The organism is Cellulomonas sp. C5510, assembly GCF_019797765.1.
Taxonomy (GTDB): domain Bacteria; phylum Actinomycetota; class Actinomycetes; order Actinomycetales; family Cellulomonadaceae; genus Cellulomonas.
Genome location: NZ_CP081862.1, coordinates 2839838 through 2860246, shown reverse-complemented (window position 1 = coordinate 2860246; position 20409 = coordinate 2839838). Strand labels below are relative to the sequence as shown.

16 protein-coding genes are annotated in these 20409 nt (G+C 76.6%); 9 read left to right on the top strand and 7 right to left on the bottom strand.

The genetic code is table 11. The features are described from left to right. Positions 1-27 precede the first annotated feature (27 nt). Positions 28-3930 carry a glycosyltransferase gene (locus tag K5O09_RS13165; RefSeq protein ID WP_222169962.1) on the top strand — a complete coding sequence of 1301 codons (3903 nt, stop codon included), beginning with the start codon at positions 28-30 and terminating at the stop codon, positions 3928-3930. Further along, positions 3927-5585, top strand: a complete 1659-nt coding sequence (locus tag K5O09_RS13160) for a DUF5719 family protein (RefSeq protein ID WP_222169961.1) — start codon at positions 3927-3929, stop codon at positions 5583-5585. Before K5O09_RS13165 ends, K5O09_RS13160 begins: the two co-directional genes overlap by 4 nt. A 40-nt stretch (positions 5586-5625) precedes the next feature. Here the strand turns inward: K5O09_RS13160 and K5O09_RS13155 are convergent, their stop codons facing one another. Further along, a complete protein-coding gene (locus tag K5O09_RS13155) occupies positions 5626-6549 on the bottom strand; it encodes a glycosyltransferase (RefSeq protein ID WP_222169960.1) in 924 nt (307 codons plus the stop codon). 12 nt (positions 6550-6561) lie between these two features. Beyond that, positions 6562-7041: a metallopeptidase family protein gene (locus K5O09_RS13150; protein WP_222169959.1), complete on the bottom strand. Its 480-nt coding sequence runs from the start codon at positions 7039-7041 to the stop codon at positions 6562-6564. A gap of 73 nt (positions 7042-7114) precedes the next feature. Between K5O09_RS13150 and K5O09_RS13145 the strand changes: the two genes are divergently transcribed. The 5 genes from K5O09_RS13145 (at position 7115) to K5O09_RS13125 (ending at position 10539) form a co-directional block, all read left to right on the top strand. Then, on the top strand, positions 7115-7495 hold the full coding sequence (locus tag K5O09_RS13145; protein ID WP_222169958.1) for a DUF3499 domain-containing protein: 381 nt from the start codon (positions 7115-7117) through the stop codon (positions 7493-7495). A 5-nt stretch (positions 7496-7500) separates the two neighbouring features. Continuing rightward, positions 7501-7794 (top strand): hypothetical protein, encoded by a 294-nt coding sequence (locus K5O09_RS13140; protein WP_255595418.1) that lies wholly within the window; start codon positions 7501-7503, stop codon positions 7792-7794. Positions 7795-7881: 87 nt separating this feature from the next. After that, complete coding sequence (locus K5O09_RS13135) at positions 7882-9339, top strand: phosphomannomutase/phosphoglucomutase (RefSeq protein WP_222169957.1); 1458 nt, start codon at positions 7882-7884, stop codon at positions 9337-9339. 3 nt (positions 9340-9342) lie between these two features. After that, positions 9343-9537: a Trm112 family protein gene (locus K5O09_RS13130; RefSeq protein WP_222169956.1), complete on the top strand. Its 195-nt coding sequence runs from the start codon at positions 9343-9345 to the stop codon at positions 9535-9537. A 75-nt stretch (positions 9538-9612) separates the two neighbouring features. Beyond that, positions 9613-10539, top strand: coding sequence for a cation diffusion facilitator family transporter (locus K5O09_RS13125; RefSeq protein ID WP_222169955.1), 927 nt, complete (start codon positions 9613-9615; stop codon positions 10537-10539). 163 nt (positions 10540-10702) lie between these two features. Here K5O09_RS13125 and K5O09_RS13120 read toward each other — a convergent pair whose 3' ends face one another. After that, entirely contained in the window at positions 10703-11965 is a 1263-nt protein-coding gene (locus K5O09_RS13120) for an MFS transporter (RefSeq protein WP_222169954.1), read from the bottom strand. A 142-nt stretch (positions 11966-12107) separates the two neighbouring features. After that, positions 12108-14297, bottom strand: a complete 2190-nt coding sequence (locus tag K5O09_RS13115) for a beta-glucosidase (protein ID WP_222169953.1) — start codon at positions 14295-14297, stop codon at positions 12108-12110. A 123-nt stretch (positions 14298-14420) separates the two neighbouring features. Here K5O09_RS13115 and K5O09_RS13110 point away from each other — a divergent pair, with 123 nt between their 5' ends. After that, a complete protein-coding gene (locus tag K5O09_RS13110) occupies positions 14421-15071 on the top strand; it encodes a TetR/AcrR family transcriptional regulator (protein ID WP_222169952.1) in 651 nt (216 codons plus the stop codon). A gap of 88 nt (positions 15072-15159) precedes the next feature. Here the strand turns inward: K5O09_RS13110 and K5O09_RS13105 are convergent, their stop codons facing one another. From K5O09_RS13105 to K5O09_RS13095, 3 genes are all read right to left on the bottom strand, one after another. Continuing rightward, positions 15160-16089 carry a glycine betaine ABC transporter substrate-binding protein gene (locus K5O09_RS13105; RefSeq protein ID WP_222169951.1) on the bottom strand — a complete coding sequence of 310 codons (930 nt, stop codon included), beginning with the start codon at positions 16087-16089 and terminating at the stop codon, positions 15160-15162. A gap of 106 nt (positions 16090-16195) precedes the next feature. Then, positions 16196-17053, bottom strand: a complete 858-nt coding sequence (locus K5O09_RS13100) for a proline/glycine betaine ABC transporter permease (protein ID WP_222172789.1) — start codon at positions 17051-17053, stop codon at positions 16196-16198. A gap of 38 nt (positions 17054-17091) precedes the next feature. After that, on the bottom strand, positions 17092-18420 hold the full coding sequence (locus K5O09_RS13095; protein ID WP_222169950.1) for a glycine betaine/L-proline ABC transporter ATP-binding protein: 1329 nt from the start codon (positions 18418-18420) through the stop codon (positions 17092-17094). A 602-nt stretch (positions 18421-19022) separates the two neighbouring features. Between K5O09_RS13095 and K5O09_RS13090 the strand changes: the two genes are divergently transcribed. Further along, positions 19023-20378, top strand: a complete 1356-nt coding sequence (locus tag K5O09_RS13090; RefSeq protein ID WP_255595416.1) for a sensor histidine kinase — start codon at positions 19023-19025, stop codon at positions 20376-20378. Positions 20379-20409: the final 31 nt, after the last annotated feature.

Genomic DNA, 20409 nt, shown 5'->3' with positions numbered 1-20409 from the left:
CCCCCGCCTCGCGGGGGTGCTGACGTCGTGAGCGCCCCCGCGCCGGACGCCCCCGCGCCCGTCACCGGGTCGCTGGCTGCGCCGGCGCCCGTGACGGCGGTGCTCGTGACGCACGGTGTCACGGGTTTCCTGGCGACCTCGCTGCGCGCGCTCGCGGCGCAGGTGCGGTCCCCGGCGCGCGTCCTGGTCGTCGACGCCGGCGACCGCCCCGACCCCGCCCTCGCGGCGACCGTCCGCGACGCGGGCCTGCCCGCCGGCAGCACCACCGTCCTCACCGCCGGCGGAGCGCGGACGTTCGGCGACGCCGTGCGCGCCGTGGTCGCGGCCGAGCGCGCCGACGCCCCGCGCTGGCTGTGGCTGCTCCACGACGACTCCGCGCCCGACCCGACCGCGCTCGCCGAGCTGGTCCGGGCCGTCGAGGCCGCCCCCTCCGTCGCCGTCGCCGGCGTCAAGCAGCGCACCTGGACCGCGCCGGCGCGGCTGCTCGAGGTGGGCGTGCGCACCTCCCGGTCCGGCCGCCGCACGGTCGACGTCGAGCCCGGCGAGGTCGACCAGGGCCAGCACGACGGGCGCGAGGACGTGCTCGGCGTCGGGCTGGTCGGCGCGCTCGTGCGGCGCGACGTCTGGGAGGACCTGCGCGGTACCGACCCCGCCCTGGGCCCGTTCGGCGACGGCCTGGACCTGTGCCGTCGCGCGCGGCTCGCGGGCCACCGGGTCGTGGTCGTGCCCGCCGCGGTGGTCCGGCACGCGCAGGCCGGCTACCACGCCCTGCGTGACCCCGGCACGGACGTCGCGCAGGTCGTGGACCTCGACGCGGACGGGGAACCGGACAACGCCGACCCGCGCCGGTCGTACGCCGCCCGGCGCACCGCCCTGCTGCACCAGCGGCTGGTCTGGGCGCCGCTGCCGCTCCTGCCGCTCGTCGCGGTGATGGCCGTCCTCGCGGGCGCCGTCCGGGTGCTCGTGCGCATCGCCGGCAAGGAGCCCGCGCTCGCCGCCGCCGAGATCGCGGCCCCGCTGCGTGCCCTCGGCCGCCCCGCCGCCGTGGTGCGGGCCCGCCGGCAGGCCCGCCGCACACGCCGCCTGCCGCGACGGACGCTCCGCCCGCTGCAGGCCGACGCCCGCACGGTGTGGCGGCAGTGGCGCGACCGGCGCCTCACCCGGGCGGAGGCGCGCCGCGTCGTGCGTGCGCCCTCCGAGCTCGAGCTGCGGGAGCTCGCGGCCCTCGCGCTGCGTCGCCGCGCCGTGCTCGGTGCGCTCGCCGTGGTGCTCGTGGCCGTCACCGCGGTGGCGTTCGGCCCGCTGATCACCCGCGCGCTCGGCGGTCAGACGCTGGTCGGCGGGGCCCTGGTCACCGCTGCCTCCGGAATCGGCGACGTCTGGGACGCGACGACGAGCGCGTGGGTCGCGGGCGGGCTCGGGAACCCCGGCCCGGCGGACGCGCTGCTGACCGCGGTGCTGCCCGGCACGGTGCTCGCCGGGGGGAGTCTCGCGGTCGCCGTGACGGTGCTGCTGCTCGGCTCCGTGCTGCTGTCCGGGCTGGGCGCGTGGTTCGCCGCCGGTGCGGCGACCCGGTCGGTGGGGGTCCGGGCGTGGGCCGCCGTCATCTGGGCGGCTCTGCCGAGCCTGCTGCTCGCCGCCGGTCAGGGGCGCGTCGGGGCCGTGCTGGTGCACGTCGCGCTGCCCTGGCTCGTGCTCGCGCTGGCCCGCGCCGTCGGGGCGCAGCAGGTCGACGTCGTGCTGCCGGGCGTCGCGACCGCCGCCCGGGGCGCCGAGGCGCCGCGACCCGGCGCCGACCCCGGGGCCGGGGAGTGGCCGGACCCCGAGGCCTGGGCGCGGGCCGGCGGGCACGGGGCGGACGACGACGACCGCGGGGACGACGACCGCGAGGGCCGGGACGACCGCGGGGGGCGCGGCCACCGCGCGGAGCAGGACGTCCGTGCGCGGCAGGACGACCACGACGGCGCGGACGCACCGACCCCGGTGCGGGGCACGCCGACGGTGGCGGCGAGCGGTGGTCGCGGGGCCGGCTCCGTGACCGCCGCCGTGGACCGCCTGGCCGACGACGCCCTGGGCCCGGACCGCGTGGCCGACGCCGCCCCCGGCCCGGACCACGGGGCCGGGGCCGCGGACGGGGCCGCGGCGACCGAGGGGCAGCCCGAGGACGACCGGCCGGCGGACGCCGACGGACCCGACGCCGCCCCGGCGGTCGACGCGGGCGGGGCCGGCGAGGCGGGCGGGTCCGGCGACGCCGACGAGGCGGGCGGGTCCGGCGACGCCGACGAGGTCGTCCCGCCCCCCGTGCGGCCGTCCGGCTCGGTCGCAGCAGCCGCCGCCGCGTCGCTGGCGTTCGCCGCCGTCGCGGCCGGGGCTCCCGCCCTGCTGCTGCCCGGCGTGCTCGTGCTGCTGGTCGTGGCCGCGTGCTCGCCCGCGGGTCGACGGCTGCGCGTCGTCCTGGCGGCCGTTCCCGCACTCGTCCTGCTCGGTCCGACGCTCGCCGCCGCCGTCTCGCGGGGCTCCGAGGGCGTGCGGCTGCTGCTCGCCGACCCGGGAGCGCCCACGGCGGCGGAGGCGCCCTCCCCGGTGGCGGTGCTGCTGGGCGTGCCCGCGGAGGCGACGGCGTTCGTGCCGTCGTGGCTGCCGCTTCCCGACGCGGTGGCCGCGTGGTGGCCGGCGGTGCCGGGTGGCGCCGTCGCCCTCCTGGCCCTCCTCGCGCTCCTGCGGGGTGCGCCGCACGCCCGGGCGGTGCGCCTGGGGTGGTTCACGGCGGCCGTCGGGGCCGCCGTGGCCCTCGTGGCGGTCCGGGTCGTGGTGGGGGAGGACGACGGCGCCGCGGTGACCGGGTGGGCCGGCGCGGGGGCGTCCGTCGCCGCTGCGGGGCTCCTGACGGCCGCCGTCGTCGGGACCCGGGGCCTGAGCGCGCGGCTGGGCCGGGCGACGTTCGGCTGGCGGCAGCTGACGGCGGTGGCGGTCGCGGCGGTCGTCGTCGTGCTGCCGCTGGCCGCGTGGGGCGGGTGGGCGCTGGACGTCCGCCGCGGCACCGGGTCCGAGCTGCGGACGATGGACCGTGCGGTGGTCCCGGCGATCGGCCGGCAGACGCAGCAGTCCGCCGACGCGCCGCGCGTGCTCGCGCTCTCCCCGTCGGGCACCGGCGGGGTCACCGACTGGCAGCTCCTGCGGGGCGACGGGCCGCGGGTCGTGGACGACTCCGCCGCCACCCGCACGGCCGGGCTGAGCGGGTCGCTGGGCGACCCGGCGGCGGCGGAGCCCGACGAGGCCACCGCCGAGGTGCAGGACGCCGTGGGCCGCCTGTCGGTCGGCTCGAGCACGGACGTGGCGGCGCAGCTCGCGGCCCTCGCGGTGGCGGACGTGCTCGTGCCCCCGCTGCCCGTCGACCGCTCCGACGACGTCGAGGGCCGGCAGGCCCGGGCAGCCCTGATCGGGCGCCTGGACTCGACGCCGGGGCTGGAACGCATCACCGACGGCCGGAGCGGTGTGATCTGGCGGGTGCAGCCCTCGGCGGACGCGTCCGCCGGCACGGCGGTCACCGCGTGGGCGCGGCTGGTCCCGGACGCGGACGCCGTCCGCGACGTCGAGCGGCTGACGGGTGACGAGGTCGAGCCGGTGGCGGTGCAGCCCGGCGTGGTGGGACGCGTCGACACCCGGATCGGGCCCGGCGACGACGGTCGGCTGCTCGTGCTCGCCGAGCGCAGCGACGGCGGCTGGCGGGCGACGCTCGACGGTCGGCCGCTGCGGGTCGTCGAGGACGGGTGGCGCCAGACCTTCGAGGTGGGCGCGTCGGGCGGGCGGCTCGTCGTGGTGCACGACGCCCCCGGCGGGACGGCGTGGACCGCGGCGCAGGCGGTGGTCGGCGTGCTGGCGCTGCTGCTCGCGCTGCCGGTGCGACGCAGGCGGGCGGGGAGACGATGACGGCCACGAGCACGACCACGCGCACCGAGGGCGCCGCGGCACGGCGGGGCGGGCGTGCGGTGCGCGTCCTGTCCGGGCTGGTGGTGCTGGGCCTGGCCGGCGGCGCCGTGGCGGCCGCGACCGCTGCGCCCGCGCCTCGTGCGCCGGACGTGCCGCCCGTCGCCGTCGCCGTCGACGCCGGCCGGACGACGCTCGTGTGCCCCGGGCCGCTGCGCCTGCCGGACGAGGACGGCGCGGGGGACTCCGAGTTCGACCGCGTCCCGGTCGCCCCGGTCGAGCAGGTCACCGCGTTCGACGCAGCGCTGTCCGGCTCCGCGACCCTGACGCCGCTCGGCGGCGACGCGACCTCGTTCGACGCAGGGGCGGCGGCGCTGTCCTCCCCGGCCGCCCCGGTGGTGCTGCGCGCCGACCCGGTGGAGGGCGAGCCGGCGCGCGTCGCCGGCGTGACGTCCTCGCGCGTGACGGACGGCGACCTGCGCGGGCTCGCCGCCGGGTCCTGCGCGCGCCCGGCGTCCGACCTGTGGCTGGTCGGCGGCAGCACGTCGCTGGAGAGCACCGCGGACCTCGTCGTCGTGAACCCGGGGGCCACGCCCGCCGAGGTCGCGGTCGAGCTGTGGGGCCCGTCGGGGCCCGTGGACCTCGGTGCCGGCGCGACGACGCTCGTGGCGCCGGGCGAGCAGCGCGTGGTCGTGCTGCCGGGCGTCGCGGCGGAGCAGCGCCGGATCGCGGTGCACCTCTCCGCCGCGGGCGGTCAGGTCTCGGCGTACCTCCAGGACTCGCTGCTCGACGGCTTCACGCCCCGGGGCACGGACCTCGTCACGCCCGGCACCTCGCCGGGGACGACCCAGCTGGTCCCGGGGATCCGGGTCCCCGCGGCCGACGTCGACGACCCCGAGGCCGCGGTGCTGCGCCTGCTCGCGCCGGCCGATGGCGGTGCGACCGCCGCCGTGCGCCTGCTGGGCCCCGACGGGGACGTCGTCCTGCCCGGGGCGGAGCGGCTCGAGCTCGCCGCGGGAGAGGTCACCGACCTGTCGCTCGGCGGGCTCCCGGCGGGCACGTACACCGCCGTGGTCGAGGCGGACGCGCCGGTGGTGGCGTCCGCGTCGCTGGCCCGGGAGGGTGACGCCGGCGAGCTCGACGAGCAGCCGCGCCTGGACCGGGCGTGGAGCGCGTCCTCGCGCGCCGGCGGAGGTCTGGTCGCGGTCCCGGCGGGCACCGACGGCTACGTGACGCTCGGCGCGGTGCCGACGGGGGACGTCGGCGACGGGGACGCCGGCCCCCGGCCCACCGCCGCGCCCAGCCCGGAGCCGACCCAGGGCCAGCGCCCCGACCCCGGTGCGGACGACGACGCCCCGACGGGGCCGGTCACCACGGTGACGCTGCGGGCGTACGGCGCCGACGGGGTCGTGGCGGAGCAGGACGTCGAGGTGCCGGTCGGTTCGACGGTCTCGGTCCCGGTCGAGGACCTCGCGGAGGACGTCGTCGGCGTGGAGGTGCTGCCTGCTGACGACCCGGCCGCCGACATCGCCTGGGCGCTCGTCGCGATGGTGGAGCGCGCGGACGGGACGCTGCTGTCGGTCGTGTCCCCGCTCACGGACTCCGAGGCCGTGACGCAGGCGCAGGTGCGCGAGGGCCGCCGCGTCGGCCTGGACTGAGCCGCCGGACGACCCGCCGTCGGCGGGTCGTCCGCCCGGGTCAGCGGGCCGCGCGCAGCTCCAGCGCCTCGCGGACGCGCAGGCCGGCCGAGACGGCCACCCGCACGGGCCAGTGGTACCAGCGGGAGTACCGCCGGTGCAGGTAGCGCTCCGCGGACCGGTGGTGCGCGGAGATCATCGCCGCCGGCCGGGCCTTCCAGGACACGCCGCCCACGTGCGTGACGCGGGCGGACGGCACGTAGAGGTTCGCCCACCCGGCCAGCGCGAGGCGCTCGCCGAGGTCGACGTCCTCGAAGAACATGAAGTAGTCCTCGTCGAACCCGCCGACGGCCTCGAAGGCCTCGCGGCGCAGCAGCAGGCACGCGCCGGACAGCCAGCCGGCCACGCGCTCGGCACCGACCGTCTCCTGGCGCCGCTGGTACGCGCGCGTCCACGGGTTGCCGGGCCAGAGCTTGCCCAGCACCGCGTGACCGGCGCCCTGGGTCAGCGACGGCAGCTCGCGCGCCGAGGGGTACACGCTGCCGTCCTCGTTGAGCAGCGCGGGCCCGAAGGCACCGGCGGCGGGGTGCCGGCCGGCGGCCTCGAGCAGCACGTCGAGCGACCCGGGCTCCCACACGACGTCGGGGTTCGCGACCACCAGCCAGGGCTGGCGGGCGCCGCGCGCGCCGGCGTTCGCGCCGCCGCCGTAGCCGAGGTTCCCGCCCGGGCGCAGCACGCGTCCCCCCGCCGCCGCGGCCACCCGGTCGGCGACCTCCGGGTCGGTGCCGTTGTCGACGAGCACCAGCTCGAGGTCCGCGGTCGTCGCGCCCGCCAGGGAGCGCGTGAAGTCCGTGAGCTCGTCGCCGGGGTGGAAGACTACGGACACCACGCGGACGGCCGGGCGGTCGCCCCTGTGTGCGGGGCGGCGGTCGGCGCCGGCACCGGTGTCGTGGGGCGGGCGGGGGTCCGGTGCGGGGGTCGTCATGGCCGGCTCAGGCTACCGCCCGTCCCCGAGACCGGGGTCCACCTCGTCGGGGGAGCGGCCCAGCAGGTGCGCCACCTGCTCGACGACCACCTCGTGCGTGAGCTCGCCGAGCTCGTCGGCGTCGGCGGCGCGGGACTCGACCGGACGCCGGTACACGACGATCCGGGGCGGCAGGCCCGGCTGCGCGGGGAACGACCGGCCCAGCGGGACGCCGCCGGACTCCCAGGGCGCCGGGTTCGACGGCGGCACGTCCTCGACGGCGAACTCCACGCCGTCGAGCTCCTTGCCCCAGCGGACCTCGAGGCGCTCCACGGAGTCGAGCACGAGGTCGTCGAACCGCTCGGCGCGGGTGCGGTGCGCCGGGAGCGTCGACGGCAGCAGCGGGCCCCGCAGGCCGCGGCCTCGACGGTCCCGCCGGCGCACCGGGCCGGCAGCCCCCGACGGGCCGGCCGGGTCGCCCGGGGCCGCGGGGACGAACCGTGTCGGTGCCATCCGGGCACTGTATCCGGGTGAGGACGCGGGTCGCGCCTGCGTCCCGGGCGCGGGCGGCGGTACGGTCTACCCCGTGAGACCCGTCCGCCAGTGCACCCGCACCGCGTGCGGTCGTCCGGCGGTCGCCACCCTGACGTACGTGTACGCCGACTCGACGGCCGTGCTCGGGCCGCTCGCCACGCTGGCCGAGCCGCACTCCTACGACCTGTGCGCCGAGCACGCGTCGCGCCTCACGGCGCCCCGCGGGTGGGAGGTCGTCCGGCTGACGCCGGAGTTCGTCGAGACGGGCCCGAGCCACGACGACCTGCTGGCACTCGCCGACGCGGTCCGCGAGGCCGGGCGTCCCGCGCCGCAGCCGGCCGTCGCGGCGGCGGACGGGCTGCCCTCGCCCGCCGGGCCGGAGCCGGGCCGCCGCCGGGGGCACCTGCGCGTGCTGCGCGGCGAGGAGGACTGACCGTCGTGGCGGCCGCGGGGGGCGGCGCCTCCGGACGACGTCCGGGCCGTCGTGCACGGGCAGCGGACACGCCGCTGGGGTCGCTGAGCCACGCCGCCGCGGAGCACGCCCCGGGGACCGGTGCCTGCGAGGTCTGCGCGTCGAGCCACCTCACCCGGCTGCACCTGACGCTCGCGGACGGCACCGACGTGACGTTCGTGTCCTGCCACGACTGCGAGCACCGCGCGTGGTTCCCGCTCGACGGCGACGGGACGTCGCTGTCCCGGGACGACGTCGTGCGCCGCTCGGCGCGCGGCTGAGCCCGGGCCCGTCGAGGCCGTTCCGGTCCGGTGGACGGCCGTGCGGGGGCGTGGGCCGGACCACGCCGATGGGATACCGTGACCGTCGTGCCCGAGACGCCCGCGCTCCCTGACCTGACCGGCCTCATCAAGGCCTACGACGTGCGGGGCACCGTCCCCGACCAGCTGAACGCCGACGTGGCGCGCGCCATCGGCGCGGCGTTCGCCGAGGTCGTCGTGCTGCCCGAGGTGCGCGAGGGCGCCCGGCCCCGCGTGGTGGTCGGCAACGACATGCGCCCGTCGGGACCCGAGCTGGTCGGCGCGTTCGCCGACGGCCTCGCGAGCCGCGGCGTCGACGTGGTGCGCATCGGCCTGTGCTCGACGGACGGTCTGTACTTCGCCTCCGGCCGGCTGGACGTCCCGGGCGCCATGTTCACCGCGAGCCACAACCCGGCGCAGTACAACGGCATCAAGCTCTGCCGGGCGGGCGCGCGTCCCGTCGGCCAGGACACCGGCCTCGCGGCCGTGCGCGACCTCGCCGCCCGGTACCTGCGCGACGGCGTCCCGGCCGACGCCGGGCAGCGCGGCGAGGTCACCGAGCAGGACCTCCTCGCCGACTACGCGGCGTTCCTGCGCGGCCTGGTCGACCTGTCGGGCATCCGGCCGCTCAAGGTCGTCGTGGACGCCGGCAACGGCATGGGCGGCTTCACGGCCCCCGCAGTGCTCGGCACCGGCGCCGGCCTGCCGGAGCTGCCGCTCGAGGTCGTCCCGCTGTACTTCGAGCTCGACGGCACGTTCCCGAACCACGAGGCGAACCCGCTGGAGCCGGAGAACCTGCGCGACCTGCAGAAGGCCGTCGTCGAGCACGGCGCGGACATCGGCCTGGCGTTCGACGGCGACGCGGACCGCTGCTTCGTCGTGGACGAGAAGGGCGACCCGGTCAGCCCGTCGGCGATCACGGCTCTCGTGGGCCTGCGGGAGATCGAGCGCGAGAAGGCCGAGGGCCGCACGCCGACGGTGATCCACAACCTCATCACGTCGATGGTGGTCCCGGACCTGGTGACCGCCGCCGGCGCGAAGGCCGTCCGCACCCGGGTCGGCCACTCGTTCATCAAGGCGCAGATGGCCGAGTCGCAGGCGGTGTTCGGCGGCGAGCACTCCGCGCACTACTACTTCCGCGACTTCTTCTTCGCGGACACCGGCATGCTCGCGGCGCTGCACGTGCTCGCAGCGCTCGGCGGACAGCCCCACCCGCTGTCGGCGCTCGCCGAGCAGTACCAGCCCTACGTGGCGTCCGGGGAGATCAACTCCCGGGTGGCCGACGTCGCCGCCGCCCGCGCCCGCGTGGTCGAGGCGTACGTGACGCAGCAGGGCGCCGGGCCGGTCGCGGTCGACGAGCTGGACGGCCTGACGGTGTCGCACTGGGACGGCCAGCCGCAGTGGTGGTTCAACCTGCGCGCGTCGAACACCGAGCCGCTGCTGCGCCTCAACGTCGAGGCGGCGGACGAGGACATCATGGAGAAGGTGCGCGACGACGTGCTCGCCCTGGTCCGGCAGGAGGGCTGAGACGTGGCGGACACGACCGGCCTGGCCCCCTGGGTGCGCGAGCTGCTGCGCTGCCCGGTGACCGGCGCGACGCTCGTCGACGGCGTCGGCCCCGGAGGCGAGCCCGAGCTCGTCTCGACCGACCCGGACCGCCCGTTGGCGTACCCGGTGCGCGACGGCATCCCCGTCCTCCTCGCCGACGAGGCCCGCGCGGTCTAGCATCTCCGCTCGGGCCGCCCGCGCGGGTCGGCCCCGGGGGACCGCGGTCGCCCGCCCACCAGCGGGAGGACCGGCATGGCGCACGGCGGCGGGAACAAGGCGATCATCGCGGCGCTGTCCGCGAACCTGGGGATCGCGGTGACGAAGTTCGTCGCGTTCCTGCTCACCTCGTCCAGCTCGATGCTCGCGGAGTCGGTGCACTCCCTGGCCGACTCGGGCAACCAGCTGCTGCTCCTGCTGGGCGGCCGGCGGGCCCGGCGGTCCGCGGACGAGGAGCACCCGTTCGGCTACGGGCGCGAGCGGTACATGTACGCGTTCATCGTCGCGATCGTGCTGTTCAGCCTCGGCGGCCTGTTCGCGCTGTACGAGGCGTGGCACAAGTTCGCCGACCCGCACCCGATCGAGTCGTGGCAGTGGGTGCCGATCGTCGTGCTGCTCGCCGCGATCGTGATGGAGGGCTTCTCCTTCCGCACGGCGATCCGCGAGGCGAACCACACCCGCGGGAAGCAGGGGTGGGTGTCGTACATCCGCACGGCCAAGGCGCCGGAGCTGCCGGTAGTGCTGCTCGAGGACTTCGGGGCGCTGATCGGCCTCGTGCTCGCGCTGTTCGGTGTGTCGATGACGCTGGTCACGCACGACGGCCGGTGGGACGCGGTGGGGTCCGCGGCGATCGGCGTGCTCCTGGTCGTCATCGCGGTGGTGCTGGCCGTGGAGACGAAGAGCCTGCTGCTCGGCGAGTCGGCGTCCCGCCGCGACGTCGAGGCGATCCGGGGCGCCCTGGTGGGGGACGGCGTGCCGTCGGTCATCCACCTGCGCACCCTGCACCTGGGGCCGGAGGAGCTGCTGGTCGCGGCGAAGATCGAGGTCGACGCCACCGACTCCGCGGCGGACGTCGCGAGGGCGATCGACGCGGCCGAGCAGCGCGTGCGGTCGGCCGTCCCGATCGCCCGGGTCATCTACCTGGAGCCGGACCTCCGCCACGCCACGGCTCCCGCTCCCTGACCACGGCCGCCCCCGTCGTCGCCCCGGCCCCGGCACGCCCCGCCCGCTCCTCCCGGGGGAGGCGATCGGATCCGTGCGACCGGACACGCCCGGCGTGTCGGTGCGAACGGATCCGATCGCAGGGGGCAGGGGGGCAGGGGGGCAGGGGGCAGGGGGGCGGGAGTCAGCGCACGCGGCGGATCGCCAGGATCAGGCCCGCGCCGACGAGGGCCAGCACCGCCGCGGCCGGGAACATCGCCTGGTAGCCCACGGCCGAGATGGCGGCCGCGGCGACGATCGGCCCGACGATCTGCCCGCCGGTGTTCGCGAGGTTGAGCACGCCGAGGTCCTTGGCGGCGGTCTCCTGGTCGGGCAGCACCTCGACGTTGAGCGCCTGGTCGACCGCGTTGAACGCGCCCATGCCGACGCCGGCGACCACCGCGTAGACGAGCATCGTCCACGGGCTGGGGGAGACGGCCGGCACCAGGACGCCGATCGCGACGAGGACGCCGGCGACGACCACGGGCAGCTTGCGGCGGCCGAGCCGGTCCGACACCGGGCCCGAGACCGCGGACATCACCAGGGCGGTGACCATGAGGATCGTCGCGATGGAGGAGATGTACCCGGCGGTCGTGCCCTCACCGAGCGCCATGTAGTCGGTGAGGATGTACAGCTGGTAGCCGGAGACCGCGAACGTCGCCGAGATGATCGCGAACTTCCCGAACAGCGCCAGGTAGTAGTCCCGGCAGTCGCGCCGCGGCAGGCTGAAGGAGTCCAGCAGCATGTCCCGGCTGACGCGGCGGCGGGGGAGGTCCCGGCTGGAGGGCTCGCGCATGATGAGCGCCGCGACGGGCCCGGACAGCAGCGTCAGCCCCGCGAGGACCGCGAAGCCCGCGCCGATGCCACCGAGGAACTGCGCGCCGATGATCTGGCCGCCGTACAGCCCGGCGGAGTAGCCGAAGGCGTACACCGACGAGATGGTGCCGCGGTGCCGCGGGGCGATCCGGTCGGAGATCACCGCGATCAGCGGCGCGACGATCGCGTTGAGGAACACCTGGTAGACGGCCCACGCGACCAGCAGGGAGCCCACCGAGGACGCGCGCCCGACCACGAGCAGCAGCGCGGCGGAGCCGACCGAGCCGGCGAGCAGCCACGGGGTGCGCCGGCCCCACCGGGAGCGGGTCAGGTCGGAGAAGGCTCCGATGACGATGTTCGCGAGCGTCGCGACGATCATCGCGACCGTGGCGAGCAGCGCCACCACGGAGGTCTTGTCGTCCGGGGCGATCTCCGCGATCCGCGCGGGGAGCAGGACGGCGTTGACCCCCAGGTAGGGGCCGAGCCAGAGGAAGCAGCCGAGCGCCAGCGCGATGCCGAGGCGCACGGGCACGCGGGTCTGCTGCTCGTCGGTGGGGGCGGCCGCGTCGGCGGCCGGGAGGGTGGTGGGCATGGGGTCGTCCTCGTCGTCGAGAAGAACAGGGGGTGGTGCCGGGCGGGTGGTGCGGGCCGGCTCGCGCTGTGGCAGGGGTCGGCCGGGTCCGGACCGGTGCGGCGCGGGGGCCGCACCGGTCCGGTGCCTGGTGGTGGGGGCGTCAGAGGGTGACGACCGCCGTGGCGGCGCCGGGGTCGCCCCAGCGCGCGCCGGCCTCGATGCGGACGTCGCCGGCCGGGAGCATGGTCCGGGCCGTGCCGGCGTCCCAGCGGGCGAGCGGCGTCAGGTCGACGTCCAGCGGCACGGCCGCGGAGCCGCCCGCGCGGACCTCCACGGTCGCGAAGCCGAGCAGCTCGCGCTGGCCGGCTCGGTCGCCGTCCAGCCGCGTGCCGTAGACCTGGACCACGTGGCGGCCGTCCCGGTCGCCGGCGTTGGTGACCGTCGCGGTGCCGCGCAGGCGCCGGCCGACCGGGTCCACCTCGCCGACGGCGAGCGCGTCCGTCGTCCACGTCGTGTACGACAGGCCCGAGCCGAGCGGGTACAGGGCGTCGACGCCGCGGTGCTGCAGCAGGCGCTGCCCGAACCAGCGGTCGTACGTGATGGCCGTCGCGTCGATGTCGAGCTCGGGCAGGTGCGCGGCGTCGGCCGGGATCGCGTACGGCAGCCGGCCCGACGGGTTGTGGGCGCCGGTGAGGACGTCGGCGAGCGCGTGGCCGCCCTCCATGCCGCAGTACCAGGAGAGCAGGACACCGGGCACCTGGTCGTGCCACTCCTCCATGAGCACGGCGCCCGCCGTCACCACGACGACGACCGTGCGCGGGTTGGCCGAGGCGACCGCCCGGATCACGGCGACGTCCTCGGGGCGCAGGTGCAGGTCGCGGCGGTCGCCCCCGGCGGCGCCGGCGCCGACGACGCTGAGGCCGCTGCCCATCGCCGTCATGACGTGGTCCTGCCACGCCGTCTCCTGCGGGCCCTCGGGGTCCGGGTACAGCGCGACGAGCTCCCCCCGGGTCGCGAGCGAGCCGTCGACGAACTCGCCCTCGTCCTCCGCGGTGAACCCGACGACGACGACCGCGGCGTCCGCGCCGGCGGCGGTCCGCGCGGCCGCCTCGGGGTCGCTGCCCGGCGCGTGCCGGACGTCGACGCCCGGCAGCGCCGCGGTGATGCCCTCGAGGGGGGTGACGACGGACGGGGCGCGGACGTCGGACGAGCCGTTGTCGCCCGTGCTGGCGCGGTCGGCGAGCCGGCCGACGACCGCCAGCGACCGCAGCGCCGCGGGGTCGAGGGGCAGCGCGGGGGAGCCGGCGACGTCCTCGTTGCGCAGCAGCACCATCGCGCGGCGGGCCGCGTCCCGGGCGAGCGCCCGGTGCGGCGCTGACGCGACGACGTCGGTCGTGGGCTCCGCCTCGACCCGCCCGGCGTAGTACCGCAGCTGCGTGGCGAGGATCCGGTGCCCGGCGCGGCGGACGTCCGCCCAGGAGGCGGTGCCGGCGTCGAGCGCCGCCCGCAGGTGCGCGCCGCGCTGCTGGCGGAACGGCGCCTCGACGTCGAGCCCGGCGCGCAGGGCGGCGGTGCCGTCGCGCATGCCCCAGATGAAGTCCGTGATGACGGTGCCGGTGAAGCCCCACTCCTCCCGCAGGACAGTGGTGAGCAGGTGCTCGTTCTGCCCGGCCCACGTGCCGTTCACGGAGTTGTACGAGCTCATCACGGCGGCGACGCCCTCGTCGACCACCCGCCGGAAGTGCGGCAGGAAGTCCTCGTGCAGCGTCACGTCGTCGGCGGTCACGTCGACCGAGAACCGGGCGTTCTCCATCGAGTTGAGCGCGTAGTGCTTGACGCAGGCCATGGCGTGCCGCTGGACGCCCCGGGTCAGGGCCGCGCCCATCTCGCCGAGCAGCGCCGGCTGGTCGGAGTACGTCTCCTGGGCGCGTCCCCACGCGGGGTGGCGGGGGAGGTTGATGCAGACGCCGCCGAAGAAGTTGCCGCCGAGGGCGCGCAGCTCGGCGCCGATCGCCTCGCCGACCTGCTCCTCGAGGTCGACGTCCCAGGTGGCGCCGCGCGCCATCGAGACCGGGAACGCCGTGGCCTGCCCGACGACGCACCCGCGCGGGCCGTCGACGAACCGGATGCCGGGGACGCCGAGCCGGGGGACCGCGCCCATCACGTACGGCTCGACGTTGTAGCCGTCGGTGACGAACGAGTACATGCCCTGCCAGAACGGCGTGTCGCCGTCGAGGAGGTCGAGGCGCTCGTCGTCGGTCAGGGCCTCGTAGAGGTGCGCGGCCTCCGCCTCGGCGGGGGTGCCGGCCGCGACCGCGGCGGTGGCGCGCTGGAACGGGGTGGTGCTCATGAGTCTCCACTCGTCGTCGAGGGGCGCCCAGTCCTGTTACTGAGTGCTCATTCAGTATTCAGTACGGTAGCGCGGGAGTCGTCTCTGCCACAATGGGCGAGGCAGCACGACCGAGGAGACCAGGTGCCGCAGAGCCCCACCGCCAGCGCGTACTCGCCGCGCACCACCCGCTCGCGGATGAGCGCGTCGGACCGCCTGACGCAGATCCTCACCGTCTCCGCCGGCCTCATCGCCGAGCGCGGGTTCTGGGGGCTGACGCTGCGCGACGTGGCCCTGGCCTGCGGGATCACCGAGGGCGGCGTGCTCCACCACGTCGGGTCGAAGGAGCAGCTGCTCGTCGCGGTGCTCGAGTACCGCGACGCCGTCGACCTGGCCCGGCTCGCCGAGCTGCTCGGGGTCGACGCCGACGTCTTCGACTCCGGCCAGGACGCCGCGGTCGGCCTGCGGGACCTCTGCGCGGCCCTCGTCGAGCGCAACGCCCAGCAGCCCGAGATCGTGCGGCTGTACACCGTGCTCAACGGGGAGTCCCTCGACCCGGCCCACCCCGCGCACGACTACTTCCTCGCGCGCGAGCAGTGGGCGCTCGACCTGTTCGCCGCCGCGGCCGTCGCCGACGGCACCGCCGACGACCCGCGGGTGCTCGCCCGGGAGGTGCTCGCCGCCATGGACGGCGTGCAGCTGCGGTGGCTGCGCGACCCCGAGGGGCTCGACCTGGTGCAGGAGTGGGAGCGGATGGCGGCGCGGCTGATGGGAGAGCCGGGCGCGGTGCGCTGACGGCTCCGGCACCGCCCGCCGGCCCGGACACCACGGAGCCCCCCGCGCAGCTCGTGCGCGGGGGGCTCCGTCGTGGGGAGCGGTCGGCTCAGACGCCGGCCGCCTCCTTGAGGTCCGTCACGAAGTCCGGGTTGTCCTCGAGCCACTGCGCCGCGGACGCCGCCGGGTCGCTGCCGCCGTCCTCGTTGAACATGAGGTTCTCGAGCGAGAACAGCTGCTCGTCGGTCAGCGTGAACGCCTCGATGAGCTTGGTCAGCGTCGGGTAGTCCTCCGAGAAGCCGGTCCGGCCCACCGTGTGGATCTCCTCGGCGTCACCCAGCGCGCCCTCGGGGTCCTCGAGGTCGCGCACCGGGTAGGCGTCGTACGCCCAGTGCGGCCGCCACAGGGTCACGGCGATGTCGTCGCCGGCCGCGGTGGCGCCCTTGAGCTCGGCGAGCATCGCCGGAGTCGACGACACGACGAACTCCATGTCCTCGAGGCCGTACGTCGGGATGACCTCGTCCTGGGTGATGCGGGTCAGGCCGGCGCCCGACTCGATGCCGACGATCCGGTTGCCGACGACGTCCGCGTTCTCCGCCAGCTCGTCGAGCGACGTGATCGGGGAGTCCTCGTTCACCGCGATGGTGAGGCGGGCGTCGTCGTACCAGACGCCGAGCTGCTCCAGGTCGTCGCCGTACTTCTCGAGGTAGTCGGCGTGCGTGGTCGGCAGCCACATGTCGAAGTTGACGTCGAAGTCGCCGCCGGCCATGCCGGTGTACACGACGCCGGCGTCGGCCTCCTGGGACTCGACGGTGTAGCCGTCCTCCTCGAGCATCGTCTGGAACAGGGCGGACACGGCGATGCCCTCGTCCCAGCCGGAGTGGACGCCGATCGAGACCTCGGGCAGGTCGCCGTTGTCGAGGCGGTTCTCGTCGTCGGACGCGGAGCCCGAGCCGCTGTCGGAGGCGCAGGCGGTCAGGGCGAGGCCGAGCGCGAGCGCCGAGGCGGCGAGGGCGGAACGGCGGGTGCGGGTGCGCATGGGCATCCTTTCGTGGGTGCGCGGCAGTCAGCCGGCACCCGGTCGGGGGTCGGGCAGGTGCGGGGCGGGGGCCCCGCGGGGGTGGTGCGGAGGTGGAGCGGGACGGTCAGGCCCGCGCGGCGGCCGCGACGGCCCGGGCCGTGCGGGACCGGGTGCCGAGCGCCGAGGTGACGCGGTCCAGGAAGATCGCGAGGATCACGACCGACAGGCCGGCCTCGAAGCCGAGCGACACGTTGACGCGCTGCAGCGCCTGGACGACGTCGCGGCCGAGACCCGGTGCGCCGGCCATGCCGGAGATGACCACCATCGACAGGGCGAGCATGATCACCTGGTTGACGCCGGCCATGATGGTCGGCATCGCCAGCGGGAGCTGGATCTGCCGGAGGATGCGGCCCTCGGTGGACCCGAAGGCGTGCCCGGCCTCGACGACCTCGCGGTCGACCTGCCGCAGACCGAGCTCGGTGAACCGGACGCCCGGGGCCATCGCGAAGATCACGGTGGCGACGATGCCCGGGACGACCCCGACGCGGAAGATGACGACCGTCGGGATCAGGTAGACGAACGCCGGCATGGTCTGCATGAAGTCCAGCACCGGTCGCACGGTGCGCGAGACCCGGTCGTCCCGCGCCGCCCAGATGCCGAGCGGCACGGCGATCACCAGCGCGACCACGGAGGCCAGCAGCACGAGCGCGAGGGTGTCCATGGCGTTGCCCCACTGGTCGACGCCCGCCACGACGACGAGGCCGACCAGGGTCCCGACGGCGAGCTTCCAGCCCTTCGCGAACAGCGCCACCAGGGCGAGCGCCACCGCGATGAACCAGAACGGCGGGCCGCTCAGCGCGGTGTCGAGACCGTCGTAGGCGCCCTCGAACACCGTCTTGATCGCGGCGAACACCGCGTCGAACGTGGTGGTCACCCAGTCGATGGCGGTCTCGACGGCCTCGCCGAGCGGCAGTCGCGGCATGCCGGTGCCCGTGGTGTCCAGGGCGACGGTCGCGGCGCTCACGCGGTCACCTCCTCGTCGTGGCGGCCCGCGGAGGGGGCGGCGGTGGTGGCGTCGGCGGGCGCCTCGGGGGAGCCGCCTGTCTCGTCAGGGGCGGCCCCCGGCGCCGCCTGGCGCTGGTCGGCGGTCGGCGTGCCCCGGGGCGGGGTGCCGGTGTCGGCCGGGACCATCGCCTCGAGCAGGGTCGCCCGGGGGATCACCCCGACCAGGCGGCCCTTGTCGTCGGTGACCGGCACGGGCAGCGGCGACTCGGCCGCGGGGGCGAACACCTCGGCCAGCGGCGTGTCGACCGAGACCGACGTGAGGCTCGTGTCGATCACGCCGTCGAGCGTCTCGCGGCCCGCGCGGGTCGCCTCCACCGCGTCGGCGTCGCGCACGATGCCGTGCAGCACGCGGGACCGGTCCACCACGTACGCCGCGGCGACCTGCGCGTCGCGCATCGTCCGCAGCGCGAGGCGGGGGCCGCCGGCGGCGAACGCCACGGCGGCCGGGCGCCGCATCACCGACGAGGCGGTGAGCACCCGGGTGCGGTCCACGTCGGCGATGAACTGCGCGACGTAGTCGTCGGCCGGCGCGGACAGGATCTGCTCGCTCGTGCCGACCTGCACGACCCGGCCGTCGCGCATCATCGCGATGCGGTCGCCCAGGTACATGGCCTCGTTGAGGTCGTGGGTGATGAACACGATCGTCTTGCCGAGCGACTGCTGCAGCTCCAGGAGCTGGTCCTGCATCTCACGGCGGATCAGCGGGTCCAGGGCGGAGAACGCTTCGTCCATGAGCAGCACGTCGGTGTCGGCGGCCAGGGCGCGCGCCAGGCCGACGCGCTGCCGCATGCCGCCCGACAGCTCGTGGGGGAGCGAGTCGCCCCACTGGTCCAGGCCGACCATCGCCAGCGCCTCGTCGGCGCGGGCACGGCTCTGCTCCCGGTCCACACCCTGGAGCGCGAGCGGGTACGCGGCGTTGTCCCGCACCGTGCGGTGGGGCAGCAGCGCGAAGTGCTGGAACACCATGCTCACCTTGCGCTGCCGGATGCTGCGGAGCTGGGCCGGGCTGACGGCGCCCAGGTCGTCGTCGTCCAGCAGCACGCGGCCCGCTGTGGGCTTCAGCAGCCCGTTCAGCATGCGGATCAGCGTCGACTTGCCGGAGCCCGACAGGCCCATGACGACGAACGTCTCGCCGGCCCGGATCTCCAGGTCGGCGTCGATCACCGCCGCCGTGCCCCAGGGGCGCACGTCGTCGCGGGACGCACCGTCCCTCAGCCGCTTCACGGCCTCGCCGGGTCGTCGCCCGAACACCTTGTACACGCCCTCGACGCGCAGTCCGGTCACACATCCACCTCGTCTCTCATGACGCGCACCCCGCCTCGGCGGGCCTCGTGAGCCCGGGCGGGCACGCTCCGGGGGGCGGAGCGGGCACGTCGGCGGCCGGTGGCCGCGCGGGTCCCCGGCAGGTGCGGGGGCTGCGCGGCGGCGGCGCTCCACGGGCCCCGCTGCGGCGGCCCGGTGAGGGGCGCTGCGGGGACCCCGGTGAGGGCGTCACGCACCGACCGATCGTCGATCTGGTCGTGCTCCACCGTGCCCCATGTCGGCGGCGGAGTCGAGGCGAGGACGTGCTCATCCGGTGGATCCTGGGACGACCGGCGTCGGACGCATGTGTGCTGACCTGCGACTTTACCGATTCTTGGATCGTTATGGGGTTGTGACCTGGGCGGGTCGCCCGCCGGGTGCACCCGCGCCCCGATCGGGGGACAACCCCCGGGGGGACCGGCGGGCGCACCGGGTGCCGCGCGGGAGGGCCGACGCGGGACGATGGGGCGTCGACGGCGCCCCGCCGCCGACGGTCCAGCCGGCGGCGCGACCGGCCCGGCACGGGCCGGTCCACGACCCGCCCGGCGCACGACCCGCCCCGCACACGAGGAGCACCCGCACCGATGTCCACCAGCCAGCCGACCGCTCCGGTCTCCCGCACCGCCGAGCTCGCCCGAGGCGCGCTCTGGCGCCCGGGGGTGATGGCCAGGACGTGGCGCGAGACGGGGTACCTCGCGCTGGCGCTGCTGCTCGCGCCGTTCGCGTTCGCGCACGCGGTGCTCGCGGTCGTGCTGCCGCCGTCGCTGGCGGTGACCGTGCTCGGGCTGTTCGTCGCCGGCTGGGTCGTCGTCGCGGGCCGCGCGTGGGGCGGGCTCTACCGGGGGATGGCCCGGGGGATGCTCGGCGTCGCGGTGGCGCCACCGCTGCCCCGCCGCAGGGTGCGCGGCTTCTGGCGCCGTGCGGGCGCGCTGCTCGGCGACGGTGCGGGGTGGCGTGCGCTGGCCTTCGGTGCCCTGTCCCTGCCGCTCGCCGTCGTGTCGTTCAGCGTCTCCGTGGCGTTCCTCGCGATCGCGCTCGGAGGCACCACGCACTGGTTCTGGTACCGCTGGCTCCCCGCCCAGGAGGGCCCGGACGGCCGGATGCACCGCGGGGCCCAGCTGGCCGACGGCTACTTCGTCGACACTCCGCTGCGGCAGTGGATCCTCATCGCGATCGGGCTCGTGGCGCTGCTGGTGTGGCACCGGATGACGCTCGCGTTCGGGCACCTGTTCCGGCTGCTCAGCGCCGCGCTTCTCGGGCCGAGCGCCGCGAGCCTCCGGGTGCAGTTCCTCGAGCAGAGCCGCGGGGCCGCCGTCACGGACGCCGACGCCCGGCTGCGCCGCATCGAGCGGGACCTGCACGACGGCACGCAGGCGCGGCTCGTCGCCGTCGCGATGCAGATCGGGGACGCCCGCGAGCGGCTGGCGGGTGCCGGCGCGGACCCCGACGGCGCTGAGGCGCTCGGACTGCTCGACGAGGCGCACGGTGCCCTCAAGGACACCCTCGTCGAGCTCCGGGACATCGCCCGCGGCATCCACCCGCCGGCGCTCGACGACGGGCTCGCGGTCGCGCTGGCGACGCTCGCCTCCCGGTGCCCGGTGCCCGTCGCGGTCGAGGTCGACCTCCCCGGCCGCCCCGCGCCCGAGGTCGAGACCATCGCGTACTTCGCCGTCGCGGAGCTGCTGACGAACGTCGTGCGGCACTCCGGTGCCACCGCCGCCTCCGTCCGCGCCGACGTCGTCGACGGCGCGCTGCGGGTGCGGGTGCGCGACGACGGCTGCGGCGGGGCGCGGTTCGCGCTGCCCGGTGCCTCCGGCGGTTCCGGGCTGGCGGGCCTGTCCGACCGGGTCGCGACGGTGGACGGGTCGGTGGACGTCGACAGCCCCGCCGGCGGGCCTACGGTGGTCACCGTGCACCTGCCGCTGAGCGTGACCCCATGACGGCCCGCGCCCTCGTCCCGCCGCGGACCAG

Excerpts from the sequence above, each read along its gene's own strand:
- K5O09_RS13160 (WP_222169961.1), top strand. The coding sequence starts at position 3,927 with ATGACGGCCACGAGCACGACCACGCGCACCGAGGGCGCCGCGGCACGG.
- K5O09_RS13155 (WP_222169960.1), bottom strand. The coding sequence starts at position 6,549 with ATGACGACCCCCGCACCGGACCCCCGCCCGCCCCACGACACCGGTGCC.
- K5O09_RS13150 (WP_222169959.1), bottom strand. The coding sequence starts at position 7,041 with ATGGCACCGACACGGTTCGTCCCCGCGGCCCCGGGCGACCCGGCCGGC.
- K5O09_RS13125 (WP_222169955.1), top strand. The coding sequence starts at position 9,613 with ATGGCGCACGGCGGCGGGAACAAGGCGATCATCGCGGCGCTGTCCGCG.
- K5O09_RS13120 (WP_222169954.1), bottom strand. The coding sequence starts at position 11,965 with ATGCCCACCACCCTCCCGGCCGCCGACGCGGCCGCCCCCACCGACGAG.
- K5O09_RS13115 (WP_222169953.1), bottom strand. The coding sequence starts at position 14,297 with ATGAGCACCACCCCGTTCCAGCGCGCCACCGCCGCGGTCGCGGCCGGC.
- K5O09_RS13105 (WP_222169951.1), bottom strand. The coding sequence starts at position 16,089 with ATGCGCACCCGCACCCGCCGTTCCGCCCTCGCCGCCTCGGCGCTCGCG.
- K5O09_RS13100 (WP_222172789.1), bottom strand. The coding sequence starts at position 17,053 with ATGCCGCGACTGCCGCTCGGCGAGGCCGTCGAGACCGCCATCGACTGG.
- K5O09_RS13090 (WP_255595416.1), top strand. The coding sequence starts at position 19,023 with ATGTCCACCAGCCAGCCGACCGCTCCGGTCTCCCGCACCGCCGAGCTC.